The following is a 13325-nucleotide window of genomic DNA, read 5'->3' on the forward strand; positions in this document are numbered from 1 at the left end:
TGATTTCACATTCCTTCAGTATTGACTCATTAAGGGGCAAACCGCCGTCTTAAGAGCTTTAGTTATTATTTCCAGACCATGCTATCACAATTTATTTAGATTTACAGGCGCTAAATCTTTGCGATTTATTAATTTCCCCCTATATAATGGCCTCAGATTAACGAGGAAGTTTTTTATGACCGAGCATCAAAATGTAGATAATGCAGAAATTGCAAAGTTTGAAGCCATCGCAGAACGTTGGTGGGACCGCGACGGAGAGTTCAAACCCCTTCATGAAATAAATCCTCTACGTTTGGATTTTGTCGCTGATAAAGTAGGCGGCTTATTTGATAAGGAAACCTTAGATGTTGGCTGTGGTGGCGGCATCTTAAGTGAAAGTATGGCGCGTATGGGCGCTAAAGTAACCGGCATCGATATGGGCCAAGAGCCACTTACCGTTGCTAAGTTACATAGTTTAGAAACAGGCGTACCTGTTGATTATATAAAAGTACCTGCAGAGCAATTTGCTGCTGAGCACCCTGCTCGCTTTGATGTTGTGACCTGTATGGAAATGCTTGAGCATGTTCCAGATCCTGCTTCTATTATTCGTGCTGTAGCAGAGCTTGCTAAACCGGGCGCCGATGTCTTCTTTTCAACATTAAATAAAACACCAAAAGCTTATTTGTTTGCTATTGTCGGTGCTGAAAAGCTTTTAAAGATGGTCCCTGAAGGTACTCATGACCATAAAAAGTTCATCAAACCTGCACAGCTTATTGCATGGGCAGAAGAAGCGGGATTAAAAGTACGCGCCAGTACCGGCCTTAACTATAACCCGTTTTCTAAGCAGTACAGCTTAAATGATGATGTAAGTGTTAATTACATCCTGCACTTTGAGAAACTAGCCTGATGAGTGGTGTACAAACACCCTCTATCGATTTTGATGCTTTTATCTTTGATTTAGATGGCACACTACTCGATACCGCAGATGACTTAGGTGGCGCATTGAACCGCGTGTTAGCAGATGCCAATGTGGCGCCTGTTGCTGAGCATGTTTATCGCCCTGCTGCGTCTAACGGTGCAAATGCATTATTAGAAGTAGGGTTTGGGGATAAATGGCCCGAACTTGAACAACTCGCCTTGCGCCAGCAGCTTCTTGACTACTACGCCGAAGATATTGCTGTGCACAGTAAATGTTTCAATGGCATCGAACAGCTTTTAATTGCACTTGAGCAAAACAATATTAAGTGGGGCATTATGACTAATAAGCCCGGCTTTTTAACTGAGCCCTTAGTGCAAGCTATTCCCTCTTTGCGTGATGCAAAAGCGGTTGTGAGTGGCGATACATTAGCTGTGTCAAAACCATCACCGGATCCACTATTGCACACTGCTGAGATCTTAGATGTTGATCCGAGCCGTTGTTTGTATATCGGTGATGCTGAACGTGATATTCAAGCTGCAAAAGCGGCCAATATGTACAGCGCAACAGCGTTATGGGGTTATATACCCAGTGTAGACGCTGCACTTGGCTGGCAAGCGGATTTCAATTGGCAAACGCCGATTGATGGTTTCAACCATATATAGTGTTATTTGATAACTGAAACACCATATATTGTGATTTGATTTACTTTTGAGCATTCATTGATGATAAAAAAATCAGTCAAAATTTATTTTTAAAAACGGTAAATTTTCTGGATCTTTTGTTGATTTCTACAAATTTCGTCGTCTATGAATGTTCAAAGGTTAATGGTCACTAACACAATGCGTTTATCCAATAGTTATCCACAAAATGGGGCAATTCTATCCCTTGCAAAACAGCGCAGACCACACTATCTTGTGATCTGCAATTTAAACAACACCAGATATTGTGGCTAAATGTTATTCAATTAGATCACCCTGGCGTTTAATAATAATAATTACATAAAGAATACCTTTGTCTTTACAACTATAATTTCCCAAGGAATACAGGCAAAACTATGAACCAACAGCTATCTGTAAGCAAACGTGACGGCCGTAAAGAGTCACTTGATCTAGATAAGATCCATCGCGTGATCGCTTGGGCCGCAGAAGGTCTAGAGAATGTGTCTGTCTCACAAGTTGAATTAAAATCACATATTCAATTTTATGACGGCATTCGTACCGATGACATTCATGAAACAATCATCAAAGCTGCAGCTGATCAGATCTCTAAAGATACGCCTGATTACCAATACCTAGCTGCTCGCTTAGCTGTATTCCATTTACGTAAAAAAGCGTACGGTCAATTTGAGCCACCACGCTTATACGATCACATCACGAAATTAGTTGAAGACAAGCGTTATGATCAACACCTACTTGTTGATTATACCGAGCAAGAAATTGACGAGTTAGATGCTTACATCGATCACAACCGTGACTTAAACTTCAGCTACGCTGCTGTAAAGCAACTTGAAGGTAAGTATTTAGTTCAAAACCGTGTTACTGGTGAAATCTACGAAAGTGCACAGTTTTTATATATCTTAGTGGCTGCAAGCTTATTCTCTGATTATCCAAAAGAGACACGCCTTGATTACATCAAGCGTTTTTATGATGCAGTATCTACATTCAAAATTTCATTACCTACCCCTATCATGGCAGGTGTACGTACCCCTACACGTCAGTTCAGCTCATGTGTACTTATTGAATGTGGTGATAGCCTAGATTCTATCAATGCAACATCGTCTGCGATTGTTAAATACGTTTCGCAACGTGCGGGTATTGGTATTAATGCCGGTCGCATCCGTGCGCTTGGTAGCCCTATTCGTAACGGCGAAGCGTACCACACAGGTTGTATTCCGTTTTATAAGCACTTCCAAACAGCGGTTAAGAGCTGTTCACAAGGTGGTGTTCGTGGCGGCGCAGCAACACTGTTCTACCCGCTTTGGCACTTAGAAGTTGAAAACCTACTTGTTCTTAAGAACAACCGTGGTGTTGATGATAACCGTGTACGTCACCTTGACTACGGTGTGCAGTTCAACAAATTAATGTATAGCCGTTTAATCAAAGACGAATACATCACATTATTTAGCCCTTCAGATGTACCAGGTCTATACGATGCGTTCTTTGAAGATCAAGCAAAGTTTGATGAGCTATACATCAAATACGAGCAAGACGAGTCAATTCGTAAAAAACGTATTAAGGCGATTGAGTTATTCTCAATGTTTGCACAAGAGCGTGCGAGCACAGGTCGTATCTACTTACAAAACGTTGACCACTGTAATACGCACAGCCCGTTCATCTCGACTGTGGCACCAATTCGTCAATCTAACTTATGTTTAGAAATTGCATTACCAACTAAGCCACTTAGCAATGTAATGGATGAAGAAGGTGAAATTGCACTTTGTACGCTGTCGGCGTTTAACTTAGGTGCAATTGAATCACTTGACGAATTAGAGGAACTTGCTGAACTTGCAGTACGTGCTCTTGATAACTTACTTGATTTCCAAGACTACCCTGTTCCTGCGGCGAAAAACGCAACTATGGGTCGTCGTACGCTAGGTATTGGTGTTATTAACTACGCGTATTACTTAGCGAAAAATGGTAAGCGTTACTCAGATGGCAGCGCAAATGCCCTAACTCACAAAACATTTGAAGCAATTCAATATTACCTAATGAAAGCATCAAATGAGTTAGCGAAAGAACGTGGTGCGTGTCCTAAATTTAACGAGACAACGTATTCTCAAGGCATTATGCCAACAGATACTTACAAGCGTGACCTAGATCAGTTCTGTGAAGAGCCGCTTCACTTAGATTGGGACTCATTACGCGAAAGCATTAAAGAGCACGGTATGCGTAACTCTACGCTATCTGCCCTAATGCCTTCAGAGACATCATCGCAAATCTCTAACGCAACAAATGGTATTGAACCACCACGTGGTCATATCAGCGTTAAAGCAAGTAAAGATGGTATCTTAAAGCAAGTAGTGCCAGATTATGAAAATCTGAAAGATAACTACGAGCTACTGTGGGATATTCCTTCAAACGATGGTTACCTACAACTTGTTGGTATTATGCAAAAATTCGTTGACCAAACGATCTCTGCAAACACTAACTATGATCCATCTAAGTACGAAGGCGGTAAAGTACCTATGAAGGTGCTATTAAAAGACCTACTGACTGCGTATAAACTTGGTGTTAAAACCCTGTACTATCACAACACACGTGATGGTGCATCAGACTCTCAAGATGAGTTAACACCAGAGGTAGAAGATGACGGTTGTGCAGGCGGCGCTTGTAAAATCTAATTAAATTAATAACATAACAAAAGCGGGCTCATTAGCCCGCTTTGTCCTGACTGTTTTTTGAGAAATCACTATGTCATATACAACTTTTAGCCGAAATCATAATAACCAATTACAAGAACCGATGTTTTTCGGCCAAACGGTAAACGTGTCACGTTACGACCAACAAAAGTACCCTATCTTCGAAAAGCTAATTGAAAAGCAACTTTCGTTCTTTTGGCGTCCTGAAGAAGTTGATGTAAGTAAAGACCGTCTTGACTTCCAAGCGTTACCAGAGCACGAAAAGCACATCTTTTTAAGCAACTTAAAATATCAAACGCTACTTGATAGTGTGCAAGGTCGTTCGCCTAACGTTGCGTTACTACCTATTGTGTCTATTCCTGAGCTAGAAACTTGGATTGAAACATGGGCGTTCAGTGAAACTATTCACAGCCGTTCATACACACACATTATCCGTAACGTTACGCAATCTCCTGAACTTATCTTTGACGATATCGTAAGCAACGAAAAAATCAGTGAGCGTGCTGATGCGGTAACTAAGTACTACGATGATTTAATCAGCATGATTTCTGTTTACAACCTATACGGTGAAGGTAAACATGTGATCAACGGTGAAGAAGTTAAAATCAGCTTATTTGACCTTAAAAAGCAACTTTACCTAGCAATGATGTCGGTTAACATCTTAGAAGCGATTCGTTTCTATGTAAGCTTTGCTTGTTCATTTGCTTTCGCTGAGCGTGAATTAATGGAAGGTAATGCAAAAATCATCAAGCTAATCGCCCGTGATGAAGCGTTACACTTATCTGGTACACAGCACATCTTGAACATTATGCAAGAAGGTAAAGACGACCCAGAAATGGCAATCGTTGCAGCACAATGTCGTGAAGAAGCAATTCAGATGTTTGTTGAAGCAGCAGAACAAGAAAAAGATTGGGCAGAATACCTGTTCAAAGATGGTTCTATGATTGGTCTTAACAAAGATATCTTATGCCAATACGTTGAATACATCACTAATGCACGTATGACTGCGGTAGGCCTACCTGCACAGTTCGAAAGTAAGAGTAACCCTATTCCTTGGATCAACTCTTGGTTAGTATCAGACAACGTTCAAGTTGCTCCACAAGAAGCTGAAATCAGCTCTTACCTTGTTGGTCAAATTGACTCTCAAGTTGATGCATCTGACTTTGGTGACTTCGACCTGTAATGAGCTCAAACAACACTGCAGAGGTTATCCTTGCAGGAACAGACAGCCAGAATCTTGAATTTGATTCTGGCTGTTCATCTCTCCTTGAATGCCTAGAACAAAACAAAATAGATGTACCCTACCAATGCCGTGAAGGTTATTGTGGCGCTTGCCGTGCAAAATTAGTCGAAGGTGATGTGAGCTACAATCAAGAGCCGCTTGCGTTCGTTCGAACAGGCGAAGTGTTGCTGTGTTGTAGTAAACCCAATGGAAAGATAAAAATTGAGCTTTAATGCCAAATAAGCTCACTGGTTTGGTAGAAATTTTCTTTATCTGACACACTCACCATTTGCTGATCAATCGTAACATCCCACTGTAAGTTTTTAGTTAGATGACTCGCTAATTGCTCAATGAAATTGTCATCAAACGCAATTAAATGACCATTATTGATAAGTTCTAACTGGTGTTCATTTTCTTTAAGCCAATCGTTATTTAAGGTTGTCACGACCCATAGCTCATCAACCCGCTTTGCAATTTTGTTGAGCTGTAAAATATCCGGTTGGTCAACAGCAAGCCATGTTTGATAATGGTCATCAAGCGCTTTTATTGATACATCTGGTTCAGCATGACTGAACCTTGCATTCAATATGGCTGTTTCGTTGTGTGAAAATAAGCAATAACTTAAAAGCTTGAGTACAAAGTGTTGATAGCTTTCACGACGGTCACAAGCAGTGGTAAACACCTCTTTGTGATTACGATGCTCTCTTAAATCAGCAATGGTAAAATTTGCTTTGAATACCCTATTTTTATCAGACATAAGATTTGGCCATCTCAGTGTAACAGTCTAAGTATAGTGTATGGTGTTAAAATCGCGACTTAAGGTAAAGTTATAGTATAACGTTATTGCAGTTAGAAAATTGCAGTGTTATATTATATCACCACACTCAACAACAAACTTAGAAGTAGTAATGATGAAACAAGTTTCAATTCTTTCTAGTGCTGTTGCCGCTGCGCTGTTTTCTCAATCAACAATGGCTGCTGTGATCACAGGTCAAGTATTAGATAAAAACCAACAACCTATCAGCAATGCTGAAATACATGTACACGGCAAATCACAAAGCGTTGTCACTGACAAACAAGGTCAGTTTAAAATTGACGTAGACAATAAAGGTCAGCTTCACATCAGTAAAAACAATTTCATCGATAAGCGTGTTGCTATTAATGGCGAAGACCAAAATGTTGTGGTTACGCTTACACCAACATCAGTTGAAACTGTTGTTGTTTATGCATCAGCACTTCATAAAAATAGTCTTGAAATGATTTCGCCTGTGAATGTTTTAGCCGGTGATGAGTTAAAAGACAAAGCAAAACCGACATTAGGGGAAACACTAAAAGGTTTACCGGGCGTTAATGCTAGCTACTTTGGCCCAGTTTCATCAAGCCCTATTATTCGTGGTTTAGATGGTCCGCGTGTGAAGATCACCCAAAATGGCCTTGATAGCAGTGATGCATCTCGTATCGGCCCTGACCATGCAACATCAAATGACAGCTTAGCAGCAGAGCAAATCGAAGTACTTCGCGGCCCTGCTACCCTACTTTATGGCTCTGGCGCTATCGGTGGTGTGGTGAACGTTGTTGATAACCGTATTCCTACCGATAACATCGAGTCTTTAACCGGTGCTGCACAATACACACACGATACAGTATCAAATACAAACACTTATGCTGCAAAACTTGAAACCGGTAATGATGGTTTCAACTTCCATTTCGATGGTACAAAGCGCAAAGGTCACGATTATGACACACCAAACTTTGAGCTTCCTGAGGAACAGGAGGAGCATGAAGGTGAAGAGCATGAAGAACACGAAACAGCTAACAGCGTAGAAAACACCTTTATCGATAGCCAAACAGTTAACTTTGGTACTAGTTACGTCGGCGATCACCTAACGCTAGGTGTGTCATTCGGTCGCATCGAAACAGATTATGGCATTCCTGCTCATGAGCATCATCATCATGAAGAAGAGGAAGATCATGATGAACATGAAGGTGAAGAAGAGCACGAGGAATCAGTATTTGCACAGCTAGAGCAAGACCGCTGGCAAGGTTACATGAGCTATGCACTTCATGATAACTGGGTTGAAAATATCTCACTACGCGTTGGCTACACAGACTACAAACACGCTGAAATTGAAGATGGTGCAGTGGGCACGGTGTTTACAAACAAAACAACCGAAGCACGTGCAACTGTTGAGCACAAGTTAGGCCTTTGGCACGGTATGGCTGGTTATCACTACACTGAGTCTGACTATGATGCAGATGGTGAAGAAGCCTTTACGCCAGCAAGTGTTACTAAAACAAACGCGTTATTCGTTCTTGAAGAACGCCAGTTTGGTGATGTGACCGTTGAGCTAGGTGCACGCCTTGAAGATTACCAAATCGACTCTGCTGTAAGCATGGCTGAGCATCATCACGATCATGAAGAGGAAGAAGAGCACCATGACGAAGAAGAAGCTGAAATCATTAACTACAGTGAAGATTTCACAAACTTAAGCTTATCTGCAGGTGCAATTTGGCAATATCAAGAAGGCCAAAGTGTTGCTTTAAGTGTATCTCGTTCAGAACGTGCGCCACTAAGTGCTGAATTACTATCAAACGGCATTCATATCGCAACAGGCACTTACGAGCTAGGTCTTGGTTATCATATTGAAGATGGCGAAATTCATTTTGAGCCAGAAGATATCGAGCAAGAAACAGCAACGAACTTTGATTTAAGTTTCCGCCGCTTTATTGGTGACTTTGGTTACACAGTTAACTTCTTCTATAACGACATTGAAAACTATTACTACCAGCAAAACACCGGTTTAGTTTTTGATGAAGAGCATGGCTTAGAATCAGCAGCTGATGCAGATGAAGATGCAATGGCGGTTTACCAATTTACAAGTAAAGATGCGAAATTATACGGTATTGAGTTTGACGTACATTATCAAGTGACGCCAAGTGCGCTAGTTAAAGTGTTTGGTGATTCAACAACGGCTAAGCTAAAAGATGATGAAGGTTACTTACCTCGTATCCCTGCTAATAAACTGGGTTCTGAATTACAGTACACAGTGTCTGATTGGAAGTTTAGCCTAACCGGTACTCATTATTTTGAGCAGTCTGACATTACTGCTTACGAGACAAAAACTGACGGTTATACCCTGTTTGATGCATCAGCTAACTACCAACTTGACTTAGGTCCTGTTGATACACAGCTTTACATCAATGTTGACAACTTAACCGATGAACTTGGTTTCGTACACAGCTCATTCATTAAAGAAAAAGCACCACTACCTGGTCGTAACTTCAGCTTGGGTATTCGCGGTTATTTCTAATCGCTTTTAATAGTTATAAAAAAACCCTTTCACTTTTAAAGTGAAAGGGTTTTTTATTAGCATAGAAACTAAGTAAAATTAGCTATTAGCCCTTTTGTTCAATCTTTGCCCATGAATCACGAAGACCCACAGTTTGATTGAATACTAAGGTTTCTGCTTTGCTATCACGACAGAAGTAACCTGTACGCTCAAACTGGAAGCCCTGCTCTGCTTGTGCATTTGCAAGTGATGGCTCAACTTTCGCATTTTCAAGAACCACAAGTGATTCAGGGTTTAGTGTTGCGTTAAAGTCTTCTGCTGCCGCTGGGTTTGGTACGTTAAATAAACGGTCGTATAAACGAACTTCAGCTGTGATAGATTCACTCGCTGATACCCAATGGATAACACCTTTAACTTTACGGCCATCACTTGGGTTTTTACCCAGAGTTTCAGGATCATAAGAGCAGAAGATAGTCGTAATTTCGCCGTTTTCGTCTTTTTCAACGCGCTCAGCTTTAATTACATAAGCACCACGTAAACGTACTTCTTTATCAAGAACTAAACGCTTAAACTTATTGTTTGCTTCTTCACGGAAGTCTTCACGCTCGATATAAAGTTCACGAGTGAAAGGTACGTCACGGCGACCCATCTCTTCTTTATTCGGGTGATTAGCTACAGATAACGTTTCTACTTTATCTGCGTCATAGTTTTCGATAACAATCTTCACAGGATCAAGAACAGCCATTGCACGAGGTGCATGCTCATTTAGGTCTTCACGGATACAGGCTTCTAGCATACCCATTTCAACCATGTTCTCTTGTTTAGTGATACCGATACGAGAACAGAACTCACGTACTGATGCAGGTGTATAACCACGACGACGTAAACCAGCAATCGTTGGCATACGTGGGTCGTCCCAGCCTTCAACATGACCATTTACCACTAAGTCGTTTAATTTACGCTTAGACATAATGGTGTACTCAAGATTTAATCGTGAGAACTCGATTTGTTGCGGATGACACTCAAGGCTGATGTTATCTAATACCCAATCGTATAAGCGACGGTTATCTTGGAACTCAAGCGTACATAATGAATGTGTAATACCTTCTAGCGCATCTGAAATACAGTGCGTGAAGTCGTACATTGGGTAAATGCACCACTTGTCACCAGTTTGGTGGTGATGAGCAAAACGTACACGGTAAATAATCGGATCACGCAGTACCATGAATGAGCTTGCCATATCAATTTTAGCACGCAGTACACACTCACCTTCTTTGAATTCGCCATTACGCATTTTTTCGAATAACGCTAGGTTTTCTTCAACTGGCGTATCACGGTATGGGCTGTTTTTACCTGGCTCTTTTAAAGTACCACGGTATTCACGGGCTTGATCTGGCGATAAGAAACACACATATGCTAGGCCTTTTTCGATAAGCTCAACAGCATAGCCATATAACGCATCGAAATAGTTAGATGAATATTTAATTTCACCATCCCACTGGAAACCTAACCATTGCACATCTTCTTTAATCGAGTTTACGTAGTTGATGTCTTCTTTTTCTGGATTCGTATCATCAAAACGTAAGTTACAAAGACCTTGATAATCTTGGGCGATACCAAAATTTAAACAAATAGACTTTGCATGACCAATGTGTAAAAAACCGTTTGGTTCTGGTGGAAAACGCGTGTGTGTAGTCGCATGCTTACCGCTTGCTAGATCTTCGTCGATACGCGTTCTAATAAAGTTACTTGGGCGATTCTCAATTTCCGCCATAGGAGCATAATCCTCTGAATATTGCATGGTGACAAAACTAATGCATTATTACAAAAACAAACCCTAACATACAGTGGTTGCATCATGTTTATTGAAGATATTACGTCGAATGTTGAATACATAGTTCACAGACTCGACAAAATCGGTAAAAAAATTGTTCTAACGCAATAAAATGATCATTGACTAGCGATATAGTGCCGTCAGTTTCACTACCAATAAGGAAAAAAGATGGCTTCGCTCAATCAACATCGAGTCTATATTCCAAGCTCAGCACGTGCAAACCAGTATGTGTTAGTTGAATTTAAACCTACTGATGAGTTTTTTGCCCAGTTCACCAATGTGAGCTGTGCTTATAAGCGTCTTGCAAGGGAGTTATTTGCACTATGTGATGAGTATGAATTACATAATGTACACCTAATCGCCAACGATAAACTGCCAGTGGTTCGTTACCATGATGAGGCATATAGCTTAGAAACCGCTAAGCAAATTTTGTTTTTCTATAACCCACAATACCATGAAGCACATAATGTATTTGCTGATGGTGAGCAAAAATGCAAAAAAATTCGTTTATTATTCTTAGCGACCGGTGAAGATATTCGCGCTCATGCGGCTAGTTTTCATCATAATGTGCAAAGAGTGATCAACTCACTACAAGAAAAACTACTAAGCGGCCAACCACCTCTTAAAATTCGTGACCACCAACATCTCACTTATGATTTATTTGCTAAAGCAAAAGGTCACAAAGAAAGCTATGGCTATAAATTACGTAGCTTATATCCACGTTACCAGTCTCGCCAATGTCATTTACCAAATGAACACAGTGAAATGACATACGCTGGGTTTTCGATTCCAGTAACTCGCGCCATTAAAACGCAATTTCAGCATATGTTGAATGAAGAGAATTATACGCAGTTTTATCAATATATCTTTGATGCGTTCAAACGAGCATGTGATAAACGCGGATTAACACTCGGCGCTTTCATCGCTAACGGTACTCGCCCTATTGTTCGTAATAGCAATATTGATAACGCACAAAGTAACAGCGAACTGCAAAAACTAACCTTTGATTGCAGCTCTGAGCAGGTGCAATTACAACAGTATTGGGATGCAGATCAACTTGTAGATTCACTACATTTTGTGATTGCCGCAGCCGATAAAGACAAGCATGACATTGGTTATGGTAAGTTTATGAATCAAGTGCAAAGTGCGATAAATGAAGTTACTGACGAGCTGGCATTTAATCCAACTCGCCAAGATTTACGCGTGCGTTTTTATCAGCACATTAACTATCAATATTAAGAGTATAACCAAGCCCCCTCAAGATGCTGAAACTAGCACCGTGAGGATGTTTGGGTATATAAGAGGTGACGCATGCGTCACCTCTTATTTCCTAGCTTAGTTAAATCTAGACGCAATACTTTAGAGCGGCGTTCATGGTTATAAAGCGCTTTTTTCTTCGCAGGTAGTTCATCAACTGTCACAATTTCAAAACTTTGCTCTAAAAACCAGTGAATGCTGCGTGTGGTGAGAGCAAATAAATGCGAATAACCCGCACGTTTAGCCTTATTAATAATAAACCTCAGTAGATAACTGCCGCGATCAGCATCTCGGTACTGAGGGTGAACAGCCAAACTTGCAAACTCCCCCACTTGTTCGTCGGCAAACGGATACAAAGCAGCACAGGCTATAATAAGACCATCACGCTCAATAACCGTAAATTGTTCAATTTCAATTTCTAGCTGTTCACGAGAGCGGCGCACCAAATAGCCTTGCTGTTCAAGGGGTCTAATAAGGTTAATGATTCCGGTAATATCAGCAATACTAGCACTTCGTAATTGCTCAGAGCTTTGCGGAGCGATTTGTGTACCAATACCATCTAAAGAGAACAGCTCTTGTAATAGTGCACCATCTTCTTTGTAACTAACAAGATGGCAACGATGTACGCCACCTCGACATGCATCAATTGCAGCTTGTAAGAATACGGTTGCGCTTACACATGAATCTGGTTGCTTACGATAGTTTACTAGTAGCTGCTCAGCTTCATTTGGCATTAGCTCTGCAATCGCCTCACCATTTTCATCCAAAATACCGGCTTCTTTACAAAAGCCAAGCATTTTATCGGCGCGTAATTTGAGAGCTACTTGCGTAGCGATTTCTTCAGCAGTTAAGTTAAAGCTTTCACCTGTGACAGACGCCGCTATTGGCCCAAGCAGAACAATTCCGTTGTTATCTAACTGGTGGCGAATACCCGCAACATCGATACGTCTCACTCTACCTGAATGATGATAGTCAACACCTTCATCAACACCTAAAGGCTGAGCAATAACAAAGTTGCCACTCACCACATTTAAAAATGAGCCAGACATAGGTGTACTACTTAAAGACGTAGATAAACGCGCGGTTATATCGAACTGCATTGCACCCGCAACCTTTTTAATCACATCAAATGTTGCGTTATCAGTTACCCGTATCTCATTATGAAACTGACTAGTTATGCCAACTTGTTCAAGCGCTGCGTTAAACTGTGGGCGAGCACCAAACACTAAAACAATCTTAATACCAAGACTAGTTAATAGCGCGACATCGTTGATGATGCTACGACAACCAGACTGATCGATCGCCTCTCCGCCAAGCATAACAACGAATGTTTTACCGCGGTGAGCATTAACGTATGGGGTTGACTGGCGAAATCCATCTACCAATTCTGTGGTACGCACGTAATATTTACCTTATTAAAGTCGAATGTTTTAATAAAAACAGATATACAAGCCACAAGTGTAGAG

At 40.9% G+C, this 13325-nt stretch carries 10 protein-coding genes; 7 read left to right on the forward strand and 3 right to left on the reverse strand.

Annotated features, from left to right (window positions below; genetic code table 11):
• The first annotated feature begins 175 nt into the window (after window positions 1-175).
• The 5 genes from ubiG (at window position 176) to yfaE (ending at window position 5711) form a co-directional block, all read left to right on the forward strand.
• Window positions 176-886: a bifunctional 2-polyprenyl-6-hydroxyphenol methylase/3-demethylubiquinol 3-O-methyltransferase UbiG gene (gene ubiG, locus L1D51_RS07200; protein ID WP_105174078.1), complete on the forward strand. Its 711-nt coding sequence runs from the start codon at window positions 176-178 to the stop codon at window positions 884-886.
• Window positions 886-1560: an HAD family hydrolase gene (locus tag L1D51_RS07205; RefSeq protein ID WP_054561556.1), complete on the forward strand. Its 675-nt coding sequence runs from the start codon at window positions 886-888 to the stop codon at window positions 1558-1560. Before ubiG ends, L1D51_RS07205 begins: the two co-directional genes overlap by 1 nt.
• Before the next feature lie 392 nt (window positions 1561-1952).
• A complete protein-coding gene (gene nrdA / locus L1D51_RS07210) occupies window positions 1953-4238 on the forward strand; it encodes a class 1a ribonucleoside-diphosphate reductase subunit alpha (RefSeq protein WP_239963314.1) in 2286 nt (761 codons plus the stop codon).
• A 70-nt stretch (window positions 4239-4308) separates the two neighbouring features.
• A complete protein-coding gene (nrdB, locus tag L1D51_RS07215) occupies window positions 4309-5439 on the forward strand; it encodes a class Ia ribonucleoside-diphosphate reductase subunit beta (RefSeq protein ID WP_054561558.1) in 1131 nt (376 codons plus the stop codon).
• Window positions 5439-5711, forward strand: a complete 273-nt coding sequence (yfaE, locus tag L1D51_RS07220; protein WP_055021952.1) for a class I ribonucleotide reductase maintenance protein YfaE — start codon at window positions 5439-5441, stop codon at window positions 5709-5711. The genes nrdB and yfaE overlap by 1 nt, the downstream gene beginning before the upstream one ends.
• Here the strand turns inward: yfaE and L1D51_RS07225 are convergent.
• Window positions 5708-6235, reverse strand: coding sequence for a YaeQ family protein (locus L1D51_RS07225; protein ID WP_055197246.1), 528 nt, complete (start codon window positions 6233-6235; stop codon window positions 5708-5710). The genes yfaE and L1D51_RS07225 overlap by 4 nt on opposite strands.
• Before the next feature lie 154 nt (window positions 6236-6389).
• On the opposite strand from L1D51_RS07225, the gene L1D51_RS07230 reads away from it, so the two are divergent.
• Entirely contained in the window at window positions 6390-8789 is a 2400-nt protein-coding gene (locus L1D51_RS07230) for a TonB-dependent receptor (protein WP_239963317.1), read from the forward strand.
• Between the two features lie 85 nt (window positions 8790-8874).
• Here the strand turns inward: L1D51_RS07230 and glnS are convergent, their stop codons facing one another.
• Complete coding sequence (glnS, locus tag L1D51_RS07235) at window positions 8875-10542, reverse strand: glutamine--tRNA ligase (protein WP_054561562.1); 1668 nt, start codon at window positions 10540-10542, stop codon at window positions 8875-8877.
• A 228-nt stretch (window positions 10543-10770) separates the two neighbouring features.
• Here glnS and L1D51_RS07240 point away from each other — a divergent pair, with 228 nt between their 5' ends.
• Window positions 10771-11841: a DUF3083 family protein gene (locus L1D51_RS07240; protein WP_054561563.1), complete on the forward strand. Its 1071-nt coding sequence runs from the start codon at window positions 10771-10773 to the stop codon at window positions 11839-11841.
• A 77-nt stretch (window positions 11842-11918) separates the two neighbouring features.
• Here L1D51_RS07240 and argA read toward each other — a convergent pair whose 3' ends face one another.
• A complete protein-coding gene (gene argA / locus L1D51_RS07245) occupies window positions 11919-13259 on the reverse strand; it encodes an amino-acid N-acetyltransferase (protein WP_054561564.1) in 1341 nt (446 codons plus the stop codon).
• Window positions 13260-13325 lie beyond the last annotated feature (66 nt).

The sequence above is a fragment of the Pseudoalteromonas shioyasakiensis genome, assembly GCF_022398475.1.
Classification (GTDB): domain Bacteria; phylum Pseudomonadota; class Gammaproteobacteria; order Enterobacterales; family Alteromonadaceae; genus Pseudoalteromonas.

What these genes read in the sequence shown, in the direction of transcription:
- ubiG (WP_105174078.1), top strand. Translation starts at nt 176, where the DNA reads ATGACCGAGCATCAAAATGTAGATAATGCAGAAATTGCAAAGTTTGAA.
- L1D51_RS07205 (WP_054561556.1), top strand. Translation starts at nt 886, where the DNA reads ATGAGTGGTGTACAAACACCCTCTATCGATTTTGATGCTTTTATCTTT.
- nrdA (WP_239963314.1), top strand. Translation starts at nt 1,953, where the DNA reads ATGAACCAACAGCTATCTGTAAGCAAACGTGACGGCCGTAAAGAGTCA.
- nrdB (WP_054561558.1), top strand. Translation starts at nt 4,309, where the DNA reads ATGTCATATACAACTTTTAGCCGAAATCATAATAACCAATTACAAGAA.
- yfaE (WP_055021952.1), top strand. Translation starts at nt 5,439, where the DNA reads ATGAGCTCAAACAACACTGCAGAGGTTATCCTTGCAGGAACAGACAGC.
- L1D51_RS07225 (WP_055197246.1), bottom strand. Translation starts at nt 6,235, where the DNA reads ATGTCTGATAAAAATAGGGTATTCAAAGCAAATTTTACCATTGCTGAT.
- L1D51_RS07230 (WP_239963317.1), top strand. Translation starts at nt 6,390, where the DNA reads ATGAAACAAGTTTCAATTCTTTCTAGTGCTGTTGCCGCTGCGCTGTTT.
- glnS (WP_054561562.1), bottom strand. Translation starts at nt 10,542, where the DNA reads ATGGCGGAAATTGAGAATCGCCCAAGTAACTTTATTAGAACGCGTATC.
- L1D51_RS07240 (WP_054561563.1), top strand. Translation starts at nt 10,771, where the DNA reads ATGGCTTCGCTCAATCAACATCGAGTCTATATTCCAAGCTCAGCACGT.